Below are 22,739 nucleotides of genomic sequence, written 5' to 3' on the forward strand. Positions count from 1 at the left end.
AGGGCCTGGGGTGAGCGCGTGCCGAAGGACACGCGCATCGTCATCTGGCTCGCCGAAGCTGTTTGACCGGAGCTGCCTCGCAGAGGCAGCGCAGGGAGTTCTTCGGCGTCACCCCAGGACCGAGCATCGCAGGCTGCCCCCTCGCCACCGGCGAGGGGGACACGGGCAGCGGGGTCGCCTTTCTTTGGGGTACCTTTCTTTGGCGACGCAAAGAAAGGTACCTCGGCCGCCGGGCCGAGACCCGGCCTCCGCCCTTCACCAAGGCATGCAGCCAACTACGCAACCAACTACGAAGGCCGTTTAGCCGACAACTCCCACAACCCCTCCGCCACAGCCGCCATCTCCGCCCTCTGCCGATACAACCGAATCTCCACCGGCACATTCCACTCGGGCCCACCCGCCACCACCAGAGCCCCCGACCGCAGCCCGTCCGCGATAAGGCTCTGCGGCAACCAGGCCACCCCGCGCCCCTCCTGCGCCATGGTCTTGAGCAGCACCGCATGGTGCGCCGTGAACACCACCGCCACGCCGCCGGGCAGGGCAGGGGTGGCGGCGTCCGGTGTGTCCGAAAATACGCTGCGCATGCGCGAACGCATGATCCGCCCCAGGCCCGAGGCCTCGCTGTAGGCCAACACGGGAACGGCCGCCGGCTGGCCCATGGCATGCAGCGGCCGTTGCGGGTCGGCGGGATCGGGCGCGCTCACGGGCTGCAGCACGTCGTCTGAGATCCGCTGCATGGGGTACTGCGCCTCGTCCAGGCGGCCGGGCACCCCGGGGTGCCCGTGGCACAGCACGAACTGCACGCGGCGCTGCAGCATCAAATCCTCGCAGGCCTGCGAGCTGTCCGACATGGTCTGGATCGGGCCCATGTCCAGGCGCGACTCCAGGCCCGCCAGCCAGCGTGGGAAAAAAGTGAGCGAGAGCACGTGCGTGGCCGCAAAGCGCAGGGTGGATGCCGCGATCTCATGCGCCTCGCGGGCCCGCGTGCGGGCCGATTCGAGCTGGGCCAGCGTTGCTTGCAGCAGCGGCAGGAAACGCTTACCGGCGGCAGTCAACGCAGCGGGGTGGGCGCTGCGGTCGAACAGCTCCACGCCCACCCAGTCTTCCAGCGCACGGATGTGGCGGCTGAAGGCGGGCTGTGCGATGGCGCGGGCCTCGGCCGCACGCGAGAAGTTGCCGGTCTCGGCCAGGGCCAGGAAGTCCTCCAGCCATTCCAGGTCGAGCGGTCGGTTGCCAGGTCCCATGGTTTTATCTCGGGTGCGGGTGCGGGTGCGGGTGCGGGTGCGGGTGAGGCGATAGATGTATGCGATTCGGGTATTGGACGGCGCAGGCCCTGCCGGAAATGATGGCGCCTGTGCCAGGCCGGATCCGGGGATCGCAGGGAATGAATTATGTCCCTCAGGTCCCTGGCTGTGCCGGTTCCCCCAACCCTGAAACCTCTGCTCCTGCACCATGAAAATCGTCGACATCGCCGAATCCACCCGTCCCATCAAGTCGGACATCCGCAACGCCTACATCGACTTCTCCAAGATGACCCTGAGCCTGGTGGCCGTGGTCACCGATGTCATCCGCGACGGCAAGCCCGTGATCGGCTATGGCTTCAACTCCAACGGCCGCTACGGCCAGGGCGGGCTGATCCGTGATCGCTTCCGCCCGCGCATCCTGGAGGCCGCCCCCGCCAGTCTGCTCGACGCCACGGGCGAGAACATCGACGCGCACAAGGTCTGGGCGCAGATGATGACCAACGAGAAGCCCGGCGGCCATGGCGAGCGCTCGGTGGCCGTGGGCACCATCGACATGGCCGTGTGGGACGCCGTGGCCAAGATCGCCGGCAAGCCCCTGTACCAACTGCTGGCCGAGCGCTACGGCACGGGCACGCCCAACCCGCGCGTGTTCGTCTACGCGGCCGGCGGCTACTACTACCCCGGCAAGGGCCTGGACGGCCTGCGCAAGGAGATGAAGAGCTACCTGGCGCGCGGCTACTCGGTGGTCAAGATGAAGATCGGCGGCGCCTCGCTGGCCGACGACTGCGAGCGCATCGAATCGGTGCTCAAGATCCTCGGCCCGGGCCAGCAGCTGGCGGTGGACGCGAATGGCCGCTTCGACCTGCCCACCGCCATGGCCTATGGCAAGGCGCTCTCGCAGTACCCGCTGTTCTGGTACGAGGAGGCGGGCGACCCGCTGGACTACGAGCTGCAGGCCAAGTTGGGCGAGGTGTATGCCGGCCCCATGGCCACGGGCGAGAACCTGTTCTCGATGCAGGATGCCCGCAACCTCATCCGCCACGGCGGCATGCGCCCCGACCGGGACTGGCTGCAGTTCGACTGCGCGCTGAGCTATGGCCTGGTGGAGTACCTGCGCACGCTCGACATGCTCAAGGAATACGGCTGGTCGCCAAGCCGCTGCATTCCCCACGGCGGCCACCAGATGTCACTGGCCATCGCGGCGGGCCTGGGCCTGGGCGGCAACGAGAGCTACCCCGACCTGTTCCAGCCCTACGGCGGCTTCCCTGATGGCGTGAAGGTCGACAACGGCTACGTCTCGCTGCCGCCGCTGCCCGGCATCGGCTTCGAAGGCAAGTCGGATCTCATCTCAGAAATGCGCGCGCTGGCCTCGTAAAGCAGAGTCTCAGCGCAGGCGGAATACAGCGACAGCTTCCACCAGTTGGTGGGCCTGTCCGCTCAGGCTGCCGGCCGCCGCCGCGCTTTGCTCGACCAGCGCTGCGTTCTGCTGCGTGGCGTCGTCCATGCGCACGATGGCCTGGGTCACGCGCAGCATGTCGCGGGTCTGCTCGGCGCTGGCCTGGCTGATCTCTTCGACCAGCGCGCTCACGCCGCGGATGGAAGTGACCACCTCGTCCATGGTGCTGCCGGCGTTGCGCGCCAGGTCGGAGCCGGCCTGCACGCGGTCCACGCTGGTCTGGATCAGCGCCTTGATCTCGCGCGCTGCGCTGGCGCTGCGCGTGGCGAGGTTGCGCACTTCGCTGGCCACCACGGCAAAGCCGCGGCCCTGCTCGCCGGCCCGCGCCGCCTCGACGGCGGCATTGAGCGCCAGGATGTTGGTCTGGAAGGCGATGCCATCGATCACGCCGATGATGTCGGCGATCTTGCGCGAGCTGTCCTGGATGCCCTGCACCACCTCCACCATCTGGCCCACGACCTGGCCGCCGCGCTCGGCCACCGTGGCACCGCTCTTGGCCAGCTCGTTCGCGCGCTGGGCGCTGGCGGCGTTGTTCTGCACAGTCTGCTGCAGCTGTTGCATGGAGGACGAGGTTTCGTCCAGCGACGAGGCCTGGTCTTCGGTGCGCATGCTCAGGTCGGTATTGCCCTGGGCGATCTCGGCGCTGGCGCTGGCCACGCCTTCGGCATTGGTGCGCACGCCTGCGACCACGCGCTCCAGGTTCTCCTGCATGGCGGCCAGGGCCTGCAGCAGGCGGGCGGGTTCGTCGTTGCCGTCGATGACGATGGTGGTGGTCAAATCGCCCGCCGCCACCTTGTTGGCCAGCGACACCGCCACGCGCAGTGGGCGCACGACCGAGCGCGTGATCACCCAGCCGGCAAAGGCCCCCAGGGCCGTGACCAGCGCCAGCGCGACCAGGCTGCTGAGCAGGGCGCGGCGCGCATCCTGCGCGGCCTGCTGGGCAATGGCCGCGCTGCTGTCGGCCACCTGGCGGCTCAGTTCCCCGAGCAGCTTGGCAGGGCCCTGGTCGATGTCGGCCACGTCGGCGTCACCGGCCGAAGCGACGAAGCCCAGCGACTGGAAGGCATCGAAACCCTTGCGGTAACCCTGGGCCATCTGCGTGTGGGCGTCGACGAACTTCTGCAGCGCGGCACGCTCGCTGCTGTCCACCAGTTGCGGTGCCAGCGCCTTGGCGGCATCGGCCACGCGTTTTTCGCTGGCCTGGAAGGCGTTCCAGTGCAGCTCGCGCTTGCGCGAATCCTCGCCGCGCAAGAGCGTGTTCTTCCACTCCATCACCTGGGTCTTGAACTCGCTTTCCATGCGCGAGACGGCGCGCTCCTGCGCCACGCGCTGCAGCACGGTGGCATCGTAGGTGCCCAGCGTGCCGTAGAGCGCGGCAATGCCGAAGAGCGCGGCACCGAGCATCAGCGCCAGCACCAGGCCCAGGGCACCGGCCATGCGGGTGCCGATGGAGTAGCGGGACATGTTCATCAGGAGATCCTCGGGCCTATGCCTTCAGCTTGAGCAGGTAGACCATGACGCGCGCGGTGGTCAGGTCCAGTTCCATGAACTCGGTCAGGTCCTTGCCGGTGAGCCAGGAGGCCTCCCACTTGTTGGTCTTGAGGGTGCGCACCCAGGACTCGTGTACGGTTGCGGCCTCCACGGCGGCCACCATTTCGGCCAGCCGGGCGGCAGGGACCCCCTTGCCCGTGAACACGCCTCGCCAGTTGGCCATGACGGCATCGATGCCCTGTTCGCGGAAGGCCGGCAGGCCGAACACGCTGCGCCGCGCCGACACGCCGATGGCGCGCAGCTTGCCGGCCGCAATCGCCTCGCTGAATTCGCTGTAGCCCGACAGGCCCAGGGCGGCCTTGCCGGAGACCAGGGCATCCACGACTTCGTTGCCGCCGGCAAAGGGGCGGTAGACCAGGGCTTCGGGGCTGGCCTTGGCGGCACGGGCCAGCACGCCGGCATAGATGTGGTCCACGCCGCCTGCGGAGCCGCCGGCCACGGGCAGCGCGGGCAGGTCGGCCTTCATCGCGGCCACCAGATCCTTGGCGCTGCGGATGGGCGACGCCGCCGGCACGGCCGCCACCAGGTAGTCGCTGGTCAGGCGTGCAAGGGGCTGGATCTGCGTCAGGTCCACGGCGGGCTTTTGCAGGGCCACGGCGCCCACCATGACCATGCCGCCCATGAGCAGGGTGTTGGGGTCGTTCGCGTACTTCTCGGCATAGCGGGCCAGGCCGATGGTGCCGCCCTTGCCGCCCACGTTCTCGTATTCCACCTGGTCCACGGCGCCAGCGCCCACCAGGGCAGCGCCCAGGGCACGGCCGGTCTGGTCCCAGCCGCCGCCTGCGTTGGCGGGGATCACGATGCGCAGCGTGCCGGCCAGCTTGGCGGCCTTGGCGGGGGGCCGGGCCTGGGCGAGCGCGGCACCCAGCGGGGTCGCCAGGGCCGTCAGTGCCGCGGCGCGGACCAGCGCCTGCCGGCGCAGCATGTTCATGGATGTGGCCTTGGTCATGGGATCCCTCTTGGTAAGCGTATGTATCCAGTCGCCATGGTGGGCGCCGAAACTGTCATTTGGCTGTCCACGATATCAGGGTATACGCTCGGGCACATGACATCTGTGGCCGCCGCGCCACCATGAAAAACGCCCTGCACCGCAGGGCGGGCAGGGCGTTCCGGGGAGAGGCCCCGGCAAGGGGCCGTCGCCGAAGGGCCGGTTACAGCGAATCGATGAAGCTGCGCAGCTTGTCCGAGCGGCTGGGGTGCTTGAGCTTGCGCAGCGCCTTGGCTTCGATCTGGCGGATGCGCTCACGCGTCACGTCGAACTGCTTGCCCACTTCTTCCAGCGTGTGGTCGGTGGACATTTCGATGCCGAAGCGCATGCGCAGCACCTTGGCTTCGCGCGGCGTGAGGCCGTCCAGGATGTCCTTGACCACGTCGCGCAGGCCGGCCTGCATGGCGGCATCGATCGGGGCGGTGTTGGCACCGTCCTCGATGAAGTCGCCCAGGTGGCTGTCGTCGTCGTCGCCGATGGGGGTTTCCATCGAGATCGGCTCCTTGGCGATCTTCATGATCTTGCGGATCTTCTCTTCCGGGATCTCCATCTTCGCGGCCAGGATGGACGCATCAGGCTCGAAGCCGAACTCCTGCAGGTGCTGGCGGCTGATGCGGTTCATCTTGTTGATGGTCTCGATCATGTGCACCGGGATGCGGATGGTGCGCGCCTGGTCGGCGATCGAGCGCGTGATGGCCTGGCGGATCCACCACGTGGCGTAGGTCGAGAACTTGTAGCCGCGGCGGTATTCGAACTTGTCCACGGCCTTCATCAGGCCGATGTTGCCTTCCTGGATCAGGTCCAGGAACTGCAGGCCGCGGTTCGTGTACTTCTTGGCGATGGAGATCACGAGGCGCAGGTTGGCCTCGATCATTTCCTTCTTCGCGTCGCGCGAGGTGGCTTCGCCCTCGTTCATGCGCTTGTTGATGTCCTTGAGCTCGGTCAGCGGCACCACCACGCGGGCCTGCAGGTCCATCAGCTTTTGCTGCAGTTCCTGCACGGGCGGGATGTTGCGCGCCATCACCGTGCTCCAGGGCTTGCCGGCGGCGGCCTGCTTTTCCACCCACTGCAGGTTCAGCAGGTTGGGCGGGAAGTCCTTGATGAAGGTCTCTTGTGGCATGCCGCACTTGTCCACGATGATGCGGCGCAGCTCGCGTTCCTTCTTGCGCACGTCGTCCACTTGGCCGCGCACCATGTCGCACAGCTTCTCGATGGTCTTGGCCGTGAAGCGGATGGTCATCAGCTCTTCGGACAGGGCGTGCTGGGCCTTCACGTAGGCAGGCGTGCCGTAGCCTTCCTTGTCGTAGATCTTGTGCACCTTCTCGAACAGGTCACGCAGCTTGTCGAAGCGCTCCAGCGCCTGCTTCTTGAGTTCTTCGAGCTTCTTGGTCAGCGCCTTGGAGCCGCCCTTGCCGTCGTCGTCGTCGGCTTCTTCGAATTCGTCGAAGTCTTCCTCGGCCACATAGTCGTCGGCCTCATTGGGGTTGGAGAAGCCGTCCACGATGGTGGAGATGACGACCTTGCCCTCGCGGATCTCCTCGCCCATGTTGAGGATCTCGGCGATGGTGGCGGGCGATGCGCTGATCGCCTCCATCATGGCCATCAGGCCGCCTTCGATGCGCTTGGCGATCTCGATTTCGCCTTCGCGGGTGAGCAGCTCCACCGTGCCCATTTCGCGCATGTACATGCGCACGGGGTCGGTGGTGCGGCCGAATTCGCTGTCCACGGTGGACAGGGCGGCTTCGGCGGCTTCTTCGGCTTCTTCTTCGCTGGCGCCCGTGGGGGCGTTGTCGGTGATGATCAGCGCCTCGGCATCGGGCGTCTGCTCGTACACGGCCACGCCCAGGTCGTTCAGCGTGGTGATGACGGCTTCGAGCGTTTCGGCATCGACCAGCTTGTCGGGCAAGTGGTCGGAGATTTCGACGTGGGTCAGGTAGCCGCGCGTCTTGCCCAGCTTGATCAGGGTTTTCAGGCGCGAGCGGCGCTTGGCCAGGTCTTCCTCGGACAGGACGGTCTCGTCCAGGCCGAATTCCTTCATCAAGGCGCGTTCCTTGGCCTTGCTGATCTTCATGCGCAGCGGCTTGACCTTCTCGGCCGTGGGCGTGCTCTCGGCTTCGGCCTCGACTTCACCTTCGAGGTCGGATTCGATGTCCGACAGGTCGGCATCGTCACCGCTCTCCTCGGCACCGGCGCCGCCGGCAGCGGCGGCCTTGGGCTTGCGGCCACGCTTGGCGGGCACCTTGGCCTCGGCCGTGGCGGCACCTGCGGCCTTGGCGGGGCGGCCAGGGCGCTTCTTGGGGGCTTCTTCGCCGTCGGCCTCGGCGGCAGCCACCTTGGCGCGGGTTTTCTTGAGTTCTTCGGGGGCTTCCGTCTTCTCGGCAGACTTGTTCACAGGCACTGGTTTCACTTTCTTGGCGGCAGGGGCGGGCGCGGCGGCAAGCTTGGTGGCTACGGCCTTGGCCGGCACCTTGGCCGCGGTTTTGGAGACGGCCTTCGCGGCGGTCGCTGGAGCTGACTTGGATGGCTTCGCGGACTTTTGAGCGGGCATGAACAACCTCAGAATCAAAAACGGACACAAAGAAAGCGCAAGCGCCACAGATCCCGGCGCGGGTGGCACTGCAAAAGCCGTGCTTTTGCAGCTTGAGGGGCATCCCTCAGGGGCAAGATGTCTGGGCGAACATTTGGTGTGCAGTCCTTGCGATGGGTGGGCGGTTGTGCGCGTTTGTCACGGTGGCCCGGCTCGGAGGTGCTGCTGTCGCTCTTGCCTAACCCTACATTATACCATTTGGCGCAATTTCAAGCCGCTTTGGTGTTGACACCCAACAAAACAACACGTTTTTGCTCCAGCGCGCGGTATCGCTCCAGGGCCGAGGGGTCCTTGGCAGCCTGCAGGACCAGCACTTTCTGCTGCTCCTTGATGTCTTCGATGAGCATCCGGTTCAGTAGATCCCGCAACTCCAGCCGGAGTTCCGCCAGCTCGCCCTCGGTCTGGGCATGGGCACCGGTCATGACCTTGACCGCCAGCTCCTCGCATTCGTGTTCGCGCAGGCTCTCGCGCAGCACCGCCCAGGCCAGGGGGCCGTGCTCGTGGAACTGGGCTTCCAGCCAGGTGAACAGCGGGCCGTGGGGGGCAGGCTGGGCGCACAGGGCGCTGTGGTCGTCGTGGGTGAGCTCCTCCAGGAAGCCCATGTGCGACAGCAGCAGCCGCGCCGCATGGTCGGCCCGGCCCATGGCCGGCGTGCGGGGCAGGCGCGGCTGGGGCGGCCAGGGGGCGTCCTTGTCCTTTTTCTTCCACTTGCCGCCGCTTTTCCAATCCCCGCCGCTGCCATTCTTGCGGAACGGGGGCTTGCCGCCCCCGCCGCCATGGCCGCCCCCCTGGTCTTCGTAGCCGCCGGGCGATCCCCCTCCGCCCACGTACTCGGGCTCGTGGTGGGGCTGCCAGCCGTCCAGGTCGGGCGGCGGGCCGCCCCAGGGGGGCTCGTCGGCATAGGGGCTGGAGGCATCTGGCGCGCGCACCTGGCGCTGCTGGGGGGCCGGCGCCGGGGCGGGGGCGCGGGTGCCATCGGGGTTCCACAGCTCCGACAGGTCGCGTGCGTTGAGCTGGGTGAGCTCGGCCAGCTCGCCCAGCAGCTGGCGCTTGAGCACACCATCGGGCAGGGCCGTCCACAGCGGGCGGGCATTGCTGGCCATGTGGGCGCGGCCCTCGGCCGTGGTCAGGTCGCAGCCCTCGCTGGCCGATTCGACCAGGAAGCGGCTCAGCGGCACGGCCTCGCTCACCTGTTTGGCAAACGCATCGGTGCCGTGCGCTCGGATGAAGCTGTCCGGGTCGTGCTCGGCCGGAAGGACGAGGACCTTGATGCTGCGCGGGTCCGTGGCGTGGGGCAGGGCGCCGTCGAGCGCCTTGCGCGCGGCGCGCCGGCCGGCGCTGTCGCCGTCGAAGCTGAACACCACCGATTCGGTGAAGCGCAGCAGCTTTTGCACATGTTCGGGCGTGCAGGACGTGCCCAGCGTGGCCAAGGCGTTGTGGAAGCCCAGCTGCGCCAGCGCCACCACGTCCATATACCCTTCGGTCACCAGGGCGTAGCCATGCTCGCGGATGGGCGTGCGCGCCTCGAACAGGCCATACAGCTCGCGCCCCTTGTGGAAGACCGGGGTCTCGGGGGAATTGAGGTACTTGGGCTTGTCGTCGCCCAGCACGCGCCCGCCAAAGCCGATGCATTCGCCCTTGACATTGCGGATCGGGAACATGACCCGGTCGCGAAAGCGGTCATAGCGCTTGTCCTGCCCCTCCTCGCCCACGATGACCAGGCCGCTTTCCTCCAGCAGCGGGTCGTCGTAGCGCGGGAACACGCTGGCCAGGCTGCGCCAGCCCTCGGGCGCATAGCCCAGGCCGTAGCGCTTGGCCACGGCGCCCGAGACGCCCCGGCCCTTGAAGTAGGCAATGGCGCGCTGCGATTCGCGCAACTGGCGGCGGTAGGCGTCGCCGGCCTTCTCCAGCACGTCGGTCAGCGTGGCCTGCTTCTGGCGGGCGGCGGCGGCGCGCTCCTTCTCCTGCGGGGAGATGTCGTCGTCAGGCACCTGCAGGCCGACCTGCTGGGCCAGGTCCTGCACCGCCTCGACGAAGCCCATGCCCGCATGGTCCATGAGGAAGCCGATGGCGTTGCCATTCTTGCCGCAGCCGAAGCAGTGGTAGAACTGCTTGGAAGGGCTGACGCTGAACGAGGGCGACTTTTCCCCGTGGAAGGGGCACAGGCCCATGAAATTGGCCCCGCCCTTCTTCAACTGGACGTAGCGGCCCACGATCTCGACCACGTCGGTGCGGGCCAGCAGCTCCTGGATGAATGACTGGGGGATGGACACCCCGGCATTTTCCTCCATCCGCAATGCCCGCGGTTGGGCCCTGAATCCGGCGGCCCGGTCCTGGGGGCAACGGCCCGATGGCCCATGCAAGACGAAAACGTGCCGAACCAGCGCACTGGGCCGCTGTTCATCCACTAGCATTCCCGCCTCAAATCACAAGGAACAACAATCATGGGATTCATGAACTGGCGGGAAAAGAGTGCAGACGTGCTGCAGCAGGGGGGCGTGATCGCGCCGGATGAGCGGCTGCCCTGGCCGCAGACGGCGGCCATGGGCGTGCAGCACGTGATCGCCATGTTCGGCGCCACGGTGCTGGCACCCATCCTGATGGGGTTCGACCCGAACGTCGCCATCCTGATGAGCGGCGTGGGCACGCTGATCTTCTTCATCGTGACCGGCGGCAAGGTGCCCAGCTACCTGGGGTCGAGCTTTGCCTTCATCGGCGTGGTGATCGCGGCCACGGGCCATGCGGGCAGCGGTGCCAACGCCAACATCGGCGTGGCGCTGGGCGGCATCATTGCGTGCGGCCTGCTCTACACCCTGATCGGTGTGCTGGTGCAGGCCATCGGCACGGGCTGGATCGAGCGCTGCATGCCGCCCGTGGTCACCGGTGCCGTGGTGGCCGTGATCGGCCTGAACCTGGCGGGCATCCCCATCAAGAACATGGCAGCCAGCAACTTCGACAGCTGGATGCAGCTCGTGACCTTCGTGAGCGTGGGCCTGGTGGCCGTGCTCACACGCGGCATGGTGCAGCGCCTGTTGATCCTGGTGGGCCTGATCGTCGCCAGCATCATCTACGCGGTGCTCACCAACGGCATGGGCCTGGGCAAGCCGATAGACCTCTCCATCCTGGCGAACGCCGCGTGGGTGGGCATGCCCAACTTCGCCGCACCCGTGTTCAGCGGCAACGCCATGCTGCTCATAGCCCCCGTGGCCATCATCCTGGTGGCCGAGAACCTGGGCCACATCAAGGCCGTGACGGCCATGACCGGCCGCGACCTGGACCGCTACATGGGCCGCGCGTTCATCGGCGATGGCGTGGCCACCATGGTGAGCGGCGGTGTGGGCGGCACGGGCGTGACCACCTATGCAGAGAACATCGGCGTGATGGCCGCCACCAAAATCTACTCCACCGCCGTGTTCCTGCTGGCGGGCGTGTTCGCGCTGGTGCTGGGCTTTTCCCCCAAGTTCGGCGCGCTGATCCAGACCATTCCGCTGCCGGTGATGGGCGGGGTGTCGATCGTGGTGTTCGGCCTCATCGCAGTGGCCGGCGCCAAGATCTGGGTGGACAACCAGGTGGACTTCTCGCAGAACAAGAACCTCATCGTGGCCGCCATCACGCTCATCCTGGGCACCGGCGACTTCACGCTCAAGTTCGGCCAGTTCGCGCTGGGCGGCATCGGCACCGCCACCTTCGGCGCCATCCTGCTGTACGCGCTGCTCAACCGCAAGGAGTGAGCCGCCAGGAGGACGGACGGCCCGCGGGTTGGCCCTGAATCCGGCGGCCCGGCCCTTTGGTCTAATGGCCTGATTGCCTTTAGAACAAGTGCTTAACTGCCAAGGAACGCCGCCATGCCCCCTATGTTCGACCAGCACCTGGAGCGCAACAGCGCCAACTTCGCGCCCCTGTCGCCCCTGTCCTTCATCGAACGCACGGCCGAGGTCTACCCGTACCGGCTGGCCATCGTGCACGGCGGCCTGCGCCAGACCTGGGGCCAGACCTATGCACGCTGCCGCCAACTGGCCAGCAGCCTGAACCGGGCCGGCATCGGCAAGAACGACACCGGGGCGGCGCTGCTGCCCACCACCCCGCCCATGGTGGAGGCGCATTTCGGTGTGCCCATGGCCGGGGCCGTGCTCAACGCCATCAACACCCGGCTGGACCCGCAGACCATCGCCTTCATGCTCGACCATGGCGAGGCGCGCGCCATCATCGTGGACCCGGAATTCACCGGCACCCTGGCCAAGGCCCTGGCATGGCGCAAGTCGCAGGCGCCGCTGCTGGTGCTCACCGTGCAGGACGCAGTGTTCGGCCCGGCCGTTCAGGACCTGGGCGGCACCGACTACGATGCCTTCGTGGCCGAGGGCGATGTGCAGCATGCCTGGGACCTGCCGGCCGACGAGTGGGATGCCATCGCCCTCAACTACACCAGCGGCACCACCGGCAACCCCAAGGGCGTCGTCTACCACCACCGGGGCGCGGCCACCAATGCCATCAGCAACGTGCTGGAGTGGGACATGCCCAAAGGCGCGGTCTACCTGTGGACCCTGCCCATGTTCCACTGCAACGGCTGGTGCTTTCCCTGGACGGTGGCGGCCCGCGCGGGCGTCAACGTCTGCCTGCGCCGGGTGGAGGCGCAGGCCATCTTCGACGCGATGCGCGAGCACGGTGTCACCCACTACTGCGGCGCCCCCATCGTGCATGGCATGCTGGTCAATGCGCCCGATGCCATGAAGTCCGGCGTGCCCGCCGGCATCCAGGCAATGGTGGCCGGTGCGGCGCCGCCCGCGTCCATGATCGAGGGCATGGAAAAGATGGGCTTCGCCCTGACCCATTTCTATGGCCTCAACGAGGTCTACGGCCGTGCCACCGTCTGCGCGAAGCACGAGGCCTGGGACGCCCTGGACATTGGCGAGCGCGCCTGCCTCAACGCGCGCCAGGGCGTGCGCTACCACCTGCAGCGCGATGTGCGCGTGCTCGACCCCGCAACCATGCAGCCCGTGCCGCAGGACGGCCAGACCATGGGCGAGATCATGTTCCAGGGCAATATCGTGATGAAGGGCTACCTCAAGAACCCCAAGGCGACCGAGGAGGCCTTCGCCGGCGGCTGGTTCCACAGCGGCGACCTGGCCGTGCAGTATCCCGACGGCTACATCAAGATCAAGGACCGCACCAAGGACATCATCATCTCGGGCGGCGAGAACATCTCCTCCATCGAGGTCGAGGACGTGCTCTACCGCCACCCCGCCGTGCTGGCCGCCGCCGTGGTGGCCCGGCCCGACCCCAAGTGGGGCGAGACACCCTGCGCCTTCGTCGAGCTCAAGGCGGGCGCCCAGGTCACGCCCGAGGACATCGTGGCCCACTGCAAGCAGCACCTGGCCGGCTTCAAGGTGCCGCGCGCCGTGGTGTTCGGCGAGCTGCCCAAGACCAGCACGGGCAAGATCCAGAAGTTCGAGCTGCGCAGGCAGGCGGGGTCTGCCGCGGCCATCGACGTCTGAAGGGCGTCTATCCGTCGCCAGGCATCTGCGCCTGCAGCCACTGTGCGAAGCACTGTGCCTCGGGGCCTGCACCGGGTGCCAGGCCGTAGTAGTGGCGCGTGAGCGGCAGGCGCACGGCGGGCAGGGGACAGAGCAGGCGGCCGGCCGCCATGTCGTGGGCCACCAGCGAGAGAGGGACCAGGGCACAGCCCAGCCCATCGAGCGCCGCCTGCACCACGAAGTGCAGGTGGTCGAACTGCAGCTGGCTGGCCGGGCGCAGGCGCGGCATTCCGGCCTGGCGCTTCCAGTGCTCCCAATCATCGGGGCGCGAGCGCGACCACAGCAGCACATGGGCCGCCAGGCCGCGGGGTTCGGCCACGCCCTTGGTGGCGAACAGGGCTGGGGCGCCCACGATCAGTGCCTCGTCCTGCAAAAAAGGCTGTACCGCGACGGATGCCGGCCAGCCCGTGTTGCGGCCGCGGCGGATCGCCACGTCAAAGGGCTCGCTCGCCTGGTCGGGTGCGACGGTGCTGGTGACGACCTTGGGCTCGATGCCGGGGAACTGCGCCACGAAGTCCGGTAGCCGGGGAATCACCCAGCGCACCGCGAACGAGGGGCGCACGTTGATGGTGAATGTGCGTGCGGGTGCGTCGTCCATCAGTGACCGGGCTGCGGCGCCGATCTGTGCCAGGGCCGGGGCCACCTCGGCAAAGAAGCGCTGCCCCTCGGCCGTGAGCGACACCTGCCGCACGCGCCGCTCGAACAGCGCCACGCCCAGGAATTCCTCCAGCGCCTTGACCTGCCGGCTGATGGCGCCATGCGTCACGAACAGCTCGGCCGCGGCCAGCGTGAAGCTCTGGTGGCGCGCCGCCGCGGCAAAGGCGCGCACGGCGTTGAGCGGGGGCAGGCGGGGCGTCATGCGTGCGATTTTCTCACGCATGCAGGGCCGTAAACTCGTTTGTCGCTGGCAGTGTGGCGCTGCAACATGGCAGCCGTGCCCACCTCCTTTCCCGTCTTTCTTCAGGAGCCCGCCATGACCGCTGCCGCCATCGCCGAGACCGGCCATTCCATCGACACCCTTGCCCGGCTCGAAGCCCTGTTCGGCACGCCCGGCGAGGCCTCGCTGAGCAAGGAAGTGCCGTATGTGCACCCTTCGTACCGCGCGATGATCGAGGCGTCGCCCTTTGCCGTGCTGGCCACCACCGGCCCCGGCGGGCTCGATGCCTCGCCGCGCGGCGACCCGCCCGGCTTCGTGCAGGTGCTCGACGAGCGCACCCTGCTGCTGCCCGAGCGGCGCGGCAACAACCGCGTGGACAGCCTGCGCAACATCGTGGCCGACCCGCGCGTGGCGCTCTTGTTCCTGATCCCCGGCGTGGGTGAGACCTTGCGCGTGAACGGCCGTGCCAGCATCACCACGGCCCCGGATCTGATGGAGCGCTTCGTGGTGGGCGGCCAGCCGCCCAAGTGCGTGGTCCGCATCGCGGTGGACACGGTGTACTTCCAGTGTGCGCGCGCCATCCTGCGTTCGCGCCTGTGGGGGCCGGTAGACCCTGCTGCGCCGCGGCCGGTTCCTACGCCGGGTGCCATCCTTTCGGCCATCAGCCAGAGCTTCGACGGTGCGGCGTATGACCAGGCACTGCCGGAACGCCAGCGCACGACTTTGTACTAGAACAAAATTTGTACTGGTACAAAAAAGCCGCCACGGACATGCATTCCGTGGCGGCTCTCCAGGTCAGATCACAGCGACCGCAGGAAGGCCAGCAGCGCCTCGCGGTCCGCCGTGGGCAGGGCCTCGAAGCGGCGGCGCGCGGCATCGGCCTCGCCGCCGTGCCAGAGCACGGCCTCGGTCAGCGTGCGTGCGCGGCCGTCGTGCAGGTAGCCCACCTTGGCGGCCTGGCCCGCACCCATCACCTTCTCGGTGTAGCCGATGCCCCACAGCGGCGCGGTGCGCCACAGCGCGCCTGTGGCCTGGCCCTGCGCGAAGTTGTCGGCCAGCTCGGTGCCCATGTCGTGCAGCAGCAGGTCGGAGTAGGGCTTGATGGTCTGGTTGCGCAGTTCGGCGAACAGATGGCCGGAGCCGGTCTTCATCTCCGCCGTGTGGCAGGCCACGCAGCGCAGGCTGTCGAACAGCTTGGCGCCCAGGGCGACCTGCTGCGGATTCACGCGGTGCTCGTCCAGCGGGGCCACGCCGCGGGGGAAGCCGCTTTCCAGGCTGCGCTGGGCGGGCACGGCCACCAGGGCCAGGTAGTTGGAGATCGAGGCCAGGTCGGCCTCGGTGATGCCGGCCTTGCGCACGCCCGATGCGCAGGCCGTGGGGCCGTAGTTGCAGTCGCGCGAGGGGTAGACGCTGGAGGTGACCGACATGTCCTGCAGCAGCGCGGTGGCCGCCTGCTGGCGCAGCGTGGCCTTGGAGGCCTTCCAGCCGACGCGGCCCAGGCGCACCACGCCGCTCTCGGGGTCGTAGACGTAGTTGGGCACGCCCTTGACGCCGTCGGCATCGGGCACGCTGCGGGCGCGGGCCTGGATGTCGGCCTCGGGCACGGCCTCGAGCAGGCCCATGCCGATCATCGGCGGCGCGGCGCGCAGCGAATGCACGGCCGGCACGGGGCCATCGAAGCCGAGCACGGGCTTGCGCAACTCCACCACGGTGCCGTCGGCCAGGCGCACGTTGCGTGTCTCGAACTTGGCCACGCGCACGCTGTTGCCCCAGTCCTGCGCCTCACCAGTGGCGGCGCGGGCGTTCATCTGCAGCACGCTGCCGTAGCGCGGGTGCGGCTGCTGCTGGCCGCCGTCGCCCAGGCTGGCGGTCTGCAGCGACATGCTGTCCAGGCGCTGGTTGACCTGCATGGGGGCCGGGCTGCGGCCGTTGTTCACGTGGCAGGCGACGCAGGCCGACTGGTTGAAGTGCGTGCCCTGCAGCTTGGCGGCCGGCAGATAGGGGTCGTTGCCCGACTCGCTGTGCGCGCCGGTGTTGAAGCTGGTGTGGATCAGCCGGCGCCCCTCGACGAAGCGCTGCATGTTCTGCATGCCCACGTTGTTGAACGGCTGCTGGAACATCGAGGCGCCGTTGTCCGAGTAGTTGTACGAGACCGAGCCCGTGCCGCCCGACAGCGTGATCGCCGGCAGCGGCGCCGAGTTCAGCCGCGGCTGCACGCCATACCAGGGCACGAGGCCGGTGCCCACCACGTACAGCCATTCGGCCGAGTAGTAGCGGATGCCACCGCTGTCACCCTTCGCGGCCATGGACTCGCGCGTGCTGAACATGGCGGGGGAGACTTCGATGGAATCGCCCACCACCAGCGCGCGCGAAGGCACGTTGGTGCCGTTGGGCAGGCCGTCGGCACCCAGGCCGCCGTGGCCGGGGTAATCCTTGATGCGCAGCGTGCAGGGGCCGTTGATCCCGTCGGGGCTGGCCAGGCGGCCATTGGCCGGGTAGGGCGTGGGCGTGCAGATCTTGACGCTGCGGTCCACCAGCTCGCCCGGGTTCATCCAGCCGTAGCCGGTGACGCCGGGCCGGTCGAAGGCGCGGAAAAAGGCCGTGTCGCCCGGCAAAAAATCCACCGTGGTGTAGCGGTTGACCACCAGCGTGGGCTTGGTGACACCGGCCACGCGGCTGTTGTCGATGATCTCCATGCCCCAGGTGCGGTTCTGGAAGTACTGGGTCACGAAGGTCAGGTGCGCGCCCGGACCCTTGTCCACCGGGGCGCCCGTGACCGGGTCCACCGTGTCGTTGGGGCCGTAACCGATCTCGTTCCACTCCTCGCCGCGCTCGCGCCCATGGCGGCCCAGCGCCCGTGCACCGAAGCGCGTCACCAGCGTGCCGTCGGCCAGGCGGAACTGCGTGGTTTCGGCGGGTTCGGCCGAGGCGGGCAGGGGGGCCAGCCCCAGGCCATTGGCCGGATAGCGCCAGGCCGAAGTCGCGCCCACGCCCTGGGTGTTGTCGGTGCCGGGGGTCTTGAACTCCACCTCGAACAGCGAGTAGCCGTAGCCGCCTGCGCGGGCCACGCCCTGCAGGCGCAGGTAGCGGGCGCTCATGCCCAGATTCAAAAATTCTTCGGTGCCGCCCTTGCCATTGGTGACGTAGCGGATCTGCGTCCAGGTGCTGCCGTCCTGCGACACCTGGAGCGCGTACTCCTTGCCATACGAGCGCTCCCACACGAGCTTCATGTAGCCGACATCGACCCTGGCGCCAAAGTCGAACTGGATCCAGGCATCGTCCACGAAGGTGCTGCCCCAGCGGCTGTTCGGGTTGCCGTCGATGGCAGCCGCAGCCGCCATGCCCGGGTTTTCCACCGCAGAGGAAGTCGCGGCCACGGGCTTGATGGCCACGCCCGGCTGGGTGGGCGCTGCAGCCGCCACCTCGTAAGCCGATTTGTGCTGGACATAGACCACGTTGGACGCAGACTGCGAGGCCTCCTGTCCGCTGCCGCCGCCGTCCGGGCTACCGCCGCCGCAGGCGGCCAGGCCCAAGGCCAATGCGCTCAAGGCACCCCAGCGCGCACCGCGGTGCGCGCGCTTTTTCATCGTGTATTGCATGCTGTTCCCACCCCGCATCCATGTGCGTTTGTTGTGGGCAAATCATAGGCATGAAGACCATTTCACCGTCTACCGCTGTGGCGCGGCCGCCGCGGTTAATTTGCGTTAATTAGTTGCAAAACGTGTGCGAATGTATCTGCCAATGGGCGATTTCTGGCCGGATTCACGTGGCGCGGTGCCGGCCGTGGGGTCTGCCCGCTTTTGGGGCAGTTGCATATGGATGCAATCGTATTGCAGGAACGCTCCGGGAGGTTGCCGCCCTGCAGACTTGCGCTGTGCGTGAGAAGATGCCGCGCCCGGGGCCGCCGCCGGCGGTCCGCGGATTTTGCAACTCCCGCAGGAACCACGCATGACCCAGCAACACCCTTTGCTTGCACTCCACGACGGCCGCTCCATCCCCCAACTCGGCCTGGGCGTCTGGCGCACCCCGGCCGATGCCACCGCGCAGGCCGTGAAGGCGGCGCTGGACGTGGGCTACCGGCATATCGACACGGCAGCCATTTACGGCAACGAGGCCGGCGTGGGCGAGGGCCTCAAGGCCAGCGGCGTACCGCGTGGGGAGGTGTACATCACCACCAAGCTGTGGAACGCCGAGCAAGGCTTCGACAGCACGCTGCGCGCCTTCGACGCCAGCATGCGGCTGCTGGGCCTGGACGTGCTCGACCTGTACCTGATCCACTGGCCAAACCCTTCGCGCGAACTGTATGTGGACACCTGGCGCGCCTTCGTCCGCCTGCGTGAAGAGGGGCGGGTGCGCTCCATCGGTGTTTCCAACTTCGAGCCCGAACACATCGACCGCCTCGTGCAGGAGACCGGCGCAAAGCCCGTGCTCAACCAGATCGAACTGCACCCGCGTTTCCAGCAGCACCGGCTGCGTGAGTACCACGCCAGGCAGGGCATCGCCACGCAGGCCTGGAGCCCGCTGGGCCAGGGCCAGTTGCTGGAGGATGCCGGCATCCAGGCCATCGCCAGCAAGCATGGCAAGACGGCGGCCCAGGTCGTCGTGCGCTGGCACATCGAGATGGGCCATGTGGTGATCCCGAAGTCGGTGAACCCGGGCCGCATTGCCGAGAACGCGGGCGTGTTCGACTTCGCGCTCGATGCAGAGGACATGGCCGCCATCGCGAAGCTGGACCAGGCACAAGGGCGCATCGGCCCGAACCCGCTGACAGCCGATTTCTGATCTTTTGCGCCTCGCGCGCCCGCTACTGCAGGGCCGGGAGGTCGCGGTCCTTCGAGGAGGAAGCCGAGCGCAGCTTGCGCTCGTAGCCGTCCATCTCCTTGAACGCGACGATCTCGCGGCCCCGGTACTTGGCGTACTCGGCCATGAAGGCCTCCGTGTCCGCATACGGGCCTGCCATATGGCCCGGCCGCTTGGAGTCGGCAAAGAACCAGGTCTGGCCATCGCGCTGGAACGAGGCCACCCAGTGGCGCCGCAAGGTGTTGCCGCGGATGGCGACCGGGTTGAACTCGATCATCACGTAGCCGGGGCGCGAGGCCGGGTCCACGGCGCGCAGCGTCTCCACGGCAAAGCGCGCCAAGTCCACGCAGACGCCCCGCGGGTTGGCAAAGAAGGCGGCCGGCTCATGGATGGGCATGCGCCCGCTGCGGCTGCGCTGGGTTTCGGACAGCTGCATGGCACGCTGCAGGTCGTACTCGAAGCGGGCACCGATCCAGGTGTTGACGTCTGCAGAGCCCTTCCAGCGCTGCAGCGCTTCGGCGTACGAGGCCGGCGCATCGGCCAGGAGCATGGTGGTGCGGCCCGGCTCCGGCGCATCCGAGGCCGGGTCTGCCGTGCTGGTGGCCTCGGGCGCAGGTGGCCGTGTGCCGCAGCCTGCAGCGAGGCTGGCGGCGGCAATGACAAGCATTCTTCGTTGCATGGCAGGTGTCTCCGGTCCTTGGAGCGTATGGACTGTGGCTTGGCACCAAAGGTTCCCGTGCAACGGACTCAGGCCGCCTCCGCCGCAAACCCCGCTGCCGCATCGCGCAGCGCCTGCGCCAGCAGCGCCACCTCGGCGTACTGCGCCCCTTCGGAACGCTGGAACAGCGTGATCGGCGGCAGCGTCCAGCCAAAGCGGTGCGGCACGATGGCCACGCCGGCAATGCGCACCAGCTCCTGGGCGATGTCGGCCGGGACGATGGAGACAGCGCGCTCGCTGGCCGCGATCAGCTCGCCGATGACCTTGGACGACAGGCTCTCCACATAGGCCTGCGGCGGTGCCACGCCGGCACGCAAAAAGAAATCGGTGATCTGCTCGCGCATGGGGGTCTGGCGTGCACCCAGCACCCAGTCGAGCTCGGCCAGCTCGGGCCAGGACAGCGGGCGCCGCGCCAGGCGCGCTGAGAGCCGGCGGTGGGCGATGAGCCGGGGCTCCTGGTGGTAGAGCACCTCATGGACCAGACCGTCCATGTCGAGCACCGCCGACGCGCGGCCGACCACGCAGTCGAGTTCGTGCGCGCGCAGGCGCTGCAGCAGGTGGTCGCTGGTGCCCTCGTGGATGCTGACGGTGGCGCGCAGCCCGCGCGGCCGGGTCTGGCCGATGGCTGCGGCCAGCAGGCGCCCGGGCACAAAGGGGATCACCCCGATCTGCAGGTGCGCGGCCCGGCCCACGCGGGCCGCCTCCACATCGAGTGCCCAGTGGCTGAGGTCCTGCAGCATGGTGCGTGCGCGGGCCAGCGCCAGGGTACCCAGGGCCGTGGGCACCATGCCGCGCGGCTGGCGCTCGAACAGCGGCGCACCGAAGATGGCCTCGACCTCGGCCAGCGCATGGGTGATGGCCGGCTGGCTGGTGGCCATGTGGTGCGCCACGCGGGTCAGCGTGCCATGCGCCGCTATCTGCTGCAGCAGCACCAGGTGGCGCATCTTCAGGCGCGAGGCCAGGCGTGCCTGCACGGCCTGGGCGGCATCGGTGTCGTGGGAGGGCATGTCGGTCGGTGTGAAAAATGGTATGCAAAAAATTGCATGGGTGAATAGTAATTGCTGATGGTTTGCTTATATGAACCGCACACAATCCAGTGGGAAAGCTGCTGCTTGGGCAGCGCCAGGCAACAACATCAAAGCAAAGAGGTGGCAATGGATTGGTCGGTGTTCGTGATCGTGGCGCTCGGTGCGGCGGCAGCAGGCTTCGTGCAGGGACTGTCGGGCTTTGGCTTCGGGCTGACGGCCATGTCCCTCTGGGCCTGGACGCTGGAGCCGCGCCTGGCGGCGGTGCTGGTGGTCGCGGGCTCGCTCACGGGGCAGGTGCTCGCCGCGTTCTCGGTGCGCCGGGGCTTCGACCAGCTGCGGCTGCTGCCTTTCGTGCTGGGCGGCCTCGCCGGCATCCCCATCGGCGTGGCGCTGCTGCCGCGGCTGGACATGGACACCTTCAAGCTCGTGCTGGGCACGCTGCTGGTGCTGTGGTGCCCCGCCATGCTGCTGGCCAAGCAGCTGCCCCGCCTCACGCGCGGCGGCCGGCTGGCCGATGCGGTGGTGGGCATGGCGGGCGGGGTGATGGGCGGCATCGGCGGCTTCACTGGCGTGCTGCCCACGCTGTGGTGCACGCTGCGCGGCTGGGACAAGGACGCCCAGCGCGCCGTGATCCAGAACTTCAACCTGGCCATGCTGCTGGTGACCATGGCGGCCTACCTGGCCACGGGCCTGGTCACGGCGCCCATGCTGCCCCACCTGGCTGTTGCCCTGCCCGCCATGCTGGTGCCCGTGCTGCTGGGCGCACGGCTGTACCACCGCATCAGCGAGGCGCGCTTTCGCCAGATCGTGCTGGGCATGCTCACGCTGTCGGGTGTGGCGATGCTGGCGGCGGCGCTGCCGCGGGTGCTGGGGTGAGCAACAGGCCGTAGTATCCCCACCGGCGGTGCGCAGTGCCCGCCGTGACAACAACACTGGAGACATGAATATGAAGAAGAAAGCAATGCTGTTGGCAGCGGCTGCGGGCGCAGCCCTGTCCCTGGCTGCCACTCCGGCCCTGGCCGACGTGTTCACCAAGGAAGAACTCATCAAGGTCAACAAGGAAGCCGCCGGTGGCGGCAAGGGCACCTTGATCGGCGAATACGCCTTCACGCGCGACAAGGCGCTGAAGGACCAGGCGATCAAGGAAATCAGCTGGCTGACCTTGAAGCCCGGTGACTCCATCGGTTACCACAAGCACACGACCAATGAAGACACCTACATCATCATTTCGGGCCGTGGGACCTTCAAGGACAAGGATGGCAAGGACGTGCCGGTGAAGGCTGGGGATGTGACCATCGTGCGCAAGAACGAGTCGCACGGGCTTGCGAACACGGGCACGGAGCCGCTGGTTTTTGTGGATGTGATTGCGGAGCAGTAATTTCTCTGCATGCGTGTGCGCTTTGTTTTGAACGGCGTGCTTTGATTGAGGGCGGGAGCCGGGATGTGCTGCGCCCGGCGTGGCTGTTTTGCTCGCATGCCTTTGTTGAGGGTGGGAGCCGGGTCTCGGCCCGGCGGCCGAGGTACTTGTTCTTTGTTTCGCCAAAGAAAAGTACCCAAAAGAAAGGCGACCCTGCTGTCCGTGTCCCTTCGCTTCGCTGCGGGCAACCTGCGATGCTCGAAGCTGGGGTGCGCCGAAGAACTCCCTGCGCTGCCTCTTTGAGGCAGCTCCGGTCAAACAGCTTCGGCGAGTCAGATGACGAAGCGCGTGTGTCCTGCGGCACACACGCCACCCCAGCTCCTGCGCTTCTCGGCACGTCCAGAAGGGATTGGGGGCCCCACACGGGCCATTGCTCCGCTCGGCCCGGTCTGCCGTCGCTGCGCTCGGCCTGGGCAGGGCGGCTGTGCCCAGCGCGTGACCTATACCCGGCGCAGCTGCGAAGCAGCAGCCGTCCCTGACCCCGCTCCCCACCCCTGCTGGCTGCGCCGAGAAGCGCAGGGCCTGGGGTGGGTGCGTGTGCC

16 protein-coding genes are annotated in these 22,739 nt (G+C 67.8%); 7 read left to right on the top strand and 9 right to left on the bottom strand.

Annotation, left to right across the window (positions count from 1 at the left end):
- Nucleotides 1-287 precede the first annotated feature (287 nt).
- On the bottom strand, nt 288-1,244 hold the full coding sequence (locus ACK59X_RS04655) for a LysR family transcriptional regulator (RefSeq protein ID WP_409955578.1): 957 nt from the start codon (nt 1,242-1,244) through the stop codon (nt 288-290).
- Between the two features lie 208 nt (nt 1,245-1,452).
- On the opposite strand from ACK59X_RS04655, the gene ACK59X_RS04660 reads away from it, so the two are divergent.
- Entirely contained in the window at nt 1,453-2,619 is a 1,167-nt protein-coding gene (locus ACK59X_RS04660) for a mandelate racemase/muconate lactonizing enzyme family protein (protein WP_409955580.1), read from the top strand.
- Between the two features lie 9 nt (nt 2,620-2,628).
- On the opposite strand, the gene ACK59X_RS04665 is transcribed toward ACK59X_RS04660, so the two are convergent.
- The 4 genes from ACK59X_RS04665 to dnaG all read right to left on the bottom strand — a co-directional run bounded on the left by ACK59X_RS04665 (nt 2,629) and on the right by dnaG (nt 10,099).
- Entirely contained in the window at nt 2,629-4,170 is a 1,542-nt protein-coding gene (locus tag ACK59X_RS04665; RefSeq protein ID WP_409955581.1) for a methyl-accepting chemotaxis protein, read from the bottom strand.
- A gap of 16 nt (nt 4,171-4,186) precedes the next feature.
- A complete protein-coding gene (locus ACK59X_RS04670; RefSeq protein ID WP_409955583.1) occupies nt 4,187-5,200 on the bottom strand; it encodes a Bug family tripartite tricarboxylate transporter substrate binding protein in 1,014 nt (337 codons plus the stop codon).
- Nucleotides 5,201-5,402: 202 nt separating this feature from the next.
- Entirely contained in the window at nt 5,403-7,787 is a 2,385-nt protein-coding gene (rpoD, locus tag ACK59X_RS04675; RefSeq protein WP_409955585.1) for an RNA polymerase sigma factor RpoD, read from the bottom strand.
- A 248-nt stretch (nt 7,788-8,035) separates the two neighbouring features.
- Nucleotides 8,036-10,099, bottom strand: coding sequence for a DNA primase (gene dnaG / locus ACK59X_RS04680; protein ID WP_409955587.1), 2,064 nt, complete (start codon nt 10,097-10,099; stop codon nt 8,036-8,038).
- A gap of 171 nt (nt 10,100-10,270) precedes the next feature.
- On the opposite strand from dnaG, the gene ACK59X_RS04685 reads away from it, so the two are divergent.
- Both ACK59X_RS04685 and ACK59X_RS04690 read left to right on the top strand, forming a co-directional pair.
- On the top strand, nt 10,271-11,557 hold the full coding sequence (locus tag ACK59X_RS04685; RefSeq protein ID WP_409955589.1) for a solute carrier family 23 protein: 1,287 nt from the start codon (nt 10,271-10,273) through the stop codon (nt 11,555-11,557).
- A 114-nt stretch (nt 11,558-11,671) separates the two neighbouring features.
- Nucleotides 11,672-13,318, top strand: a complete 1,647-nt coding sequence (locus ACK59X_RS04690; protein WP_409955590.1) for an acyl-CoA synthetase — start codon at nt 11,672-11,674, stop codon at nt 13,316-13,318.
- 7 nt (nt 13,319-13,325) lie between these two features.
- Here the strand turns inward: ACK59X_RS04690 and ACK59X_RS04695 are convergent, their stop codons facing one another.
- Nucleotides 13,326-14,216: a LysR substrate-binding domain-containing protein gene (locus ACK59X_RS04695; protein WP_409955592.1), complete on the bottom strand. Its 891-nt coding sequence runs from the start codon at nt 14,214-14,216 to the stop codon at nt 13,326-13,328.
- A gap of 114 nt (nt 14,217-14,330) precedes the next feature.
- Here ACK59X_RS04695 and ACK59X_RS04700 point away from each other — a divergent pair, with 114 nt between their 5' ends.
- Nucleotides 14,331-14,966, top strand: a complete 636-nt coding sequence (locus ACK59X_RS04700) for a pyridoxamine 5'-phosphate oxidase family protein (protein WP_409955594.1) — start codon at nt 14,331-14,333, stop codon at nt 14,964-14,966.
- Nucleotides 14,967-15,034: 68 nt separating this feature from the next.
- Here the strand turns inward: ACK59X_RS04700 and ACK59X_RS04705 are convergent, their stop codons facing one another.
- Nucleotides 15,035-17,821 (bottom strand): di-heme oxidoredictase family protein, encoded by a 2,787-nt coding sequence (locus tag ACK59X_RS04705; protein WP_409955596.1) that lies wholly within the window; start codon nt 17,819-17,821, stop codon nt 15,035-15,037.
- Nucleotides 17,822-18,182: 361 nt separating this feature from the next.
- Here ACK59X_RS04705 and ACK59X_RS04710 point away from each other — a divergent pair, with 361 nt between their 5' ends.
- Nucleotides 18,183-19,016: an aldo/keto reductase gene (locus tag ACK59X_RS04710; RefSeq protein WP_409955598.1), complete on the top strand. Its 834-nt coding sequence runs from the start codon at nt 18,183-18,185 to the stop codon at nt 19,014-19,016.
- Nucleotides 19,017-19,038: 22 nt separating this feature from the next.
- Here the strand turns inward: ACK59X_RS04710 and ACK59X_RS04715 are convergent, their stop codons facing one another.
- Together ACK59X_RS04715 and ACK59X_RS04720 are read right to left on the bottom strand one after the other, a co-directional pair.
- Complete coding sequence (locus ACK59X_RS04715) at nt 19,039-19,713, bottom strand: hypothetical protein (protein WP_409955600.1); 675 nt, start codon at nt 19,711-19,713, stop codon at nt 19,039-19,041.
- Nucleotides 19,714-19,781: 68 nt separating this feature from the next.
- Entirely contained in the window at nt 19,782-20,759 is a 978-nt protein-coding gene (locus tag ACK59X_RS04720) for a LysR substrate-binding domain-containing protein (RefSeq protein WP_409955602.1), read from the bottom strand.
- Nucleotides 20,760-20,906: 147 nt separating this feature from the next.
- Here ACK59X_RS04720 and ACK59X_RS04725 point away from each other — a divergent pair, with 147 nt between their 5' ends.
- Nucleotides 20,907-21,656, top strand: coding sequence for a sulfite exporter TauE/SafE family protein (locus ACK59X_RS04725; protein ID WP_409955606.1), 750 nt, complete (start codon nt 20,907-20,909; stop codon nt 21,654-21,656).
- Nucleotides 21,657-21,726: 70 nt separating this feature from the next.
- Nucleotides 21,727-22,158: a cupin domain-containing protein gene (locus ACK59X_RS04730; protein ID WP_409955604.1), complete on the top strand. Its 432-nt coding sequence runs from the start codon at nt 21,727-21,729 to the stop codon at nt 22,156-22,158.
- The last annotated feature ends 581 nt before the right edge of the window (nt 22,159-22,739 follow it).

Source organism: Acidovorax sp. (assembly GCF_046339755.1).
Lineage (GTDB): Bacteria > Pseudomonadota > Gammaproteobacteria > Burkholderiales > Burkholderiaceae_C > Acidovorax.

Bases quoted from the DNA above. Each gene is read 5' to 3' on its own strand.
- ACK59X_RS04705 (WP_409955596.1), bottom strand. From the start codon at position 17,821: ATGAAAAAGCGCGCGCACCGCGGTGCGCGCTGGGGTGCCTTGAGCGCA.
- ACK59X_RS04660 (WP_409955580.1), top strand. From the start codon at position 1,453: ATGAAAATCGTCGACATCGCCGAATCCACCCGTCCCATCAAGTCGGAC.
- ACK59X_RS04670 (WP_409955583.1), bottom strand. From the start codon at position 5,200: ATGACCAAGGCCACATCCATGAACATGCTGCGCCGGCAGGCGCTGGTC.
- ACK59X_RS04695 (WP_409955592.1), bottom strand. From the start codon at position 14,216: ATGACGCCCCGCCTGCCCCCGCTCAACGCCGTGCGCGCCTTTGCCGCG.
- ACK59X_RS04700 (WP_409955594.1), top strand. From the start codon at position 14,331: ATGACCGCTGCCGCCATCGCCGAGACCGGCCATTCCATCGACACCCTT.
- ACK59X_RS04725 (WP_409955606.1), top strand. From the start codon at position 20,907: ATGGATTGGTCGGTGTTCGTGATCGTGGCGCTCGGTGCGGCGGCAGCA.
- ACK59X_RS04730 (WP_409955604.1), top strand. From the start codon at position 21,727: ATGAAGAAGAAAGCAATGCTGTTGGCAGCGGCTGCGGGCGCAGCCCTG.
- ACK59X_RS04685 (WP_409955589.1), top strand. From the start codon at position 10,271: ATGGGATTCATGAACTGGCGGGAAAAGAGTGCAGACGTGCTGCAGCAG.
- ACK59X_RS04690 (WP_409955590.1), top strand. From the start codon at position 11,672: ATGCCCCCTATGTTCGACCAGCACCTGGAGCGCAACAGCGCCAACTTC.
- ACK59X_RS04715 (WP_409955600.1), bottom strand. From the start codon at position 19,713: ATGCAACGAAGAATGCTTGTCATTGCCGCCGCCAGCCTCGCTGCAGGC.
- ACK59X_RS04665 (WP_409955581.1), bottom strand. From the start codon at position 4,170: ATGAACATGTCCCGCTACTCCATCGGCACCCGCATGGCCGGTGCCCTG.
- rpoD (WP_409955585.1), bottom strand. From the start codon at position 7,787: ATGCCCGCTCAAAAGTCCGCGAAGCCATCCAAGTCAGCTCCAGCGACC.
- ACK59X_RS04720 (WP_409955602.1), bottom strand. From the start codon at position 20,759: ATGCCCTCCCACGACACCGATGCCGCCCAGGCCGTGCAGGCACGCCTG.
- ACK59X_RS04655 (WP_409955578.1), bottom strand. From the start codon at position 1,244: ATGGGACCTGGCAACCGACCGCTCGACCTGGAATGGCTGGAGGACTTC.
- ACK59X_RS04710 (WP_409955598.1), top strand. From the start codon at position 18,183: ATGACCCAGCAACACCCTTTGCTTGCACTCCACGACGGCCGCTCCATC.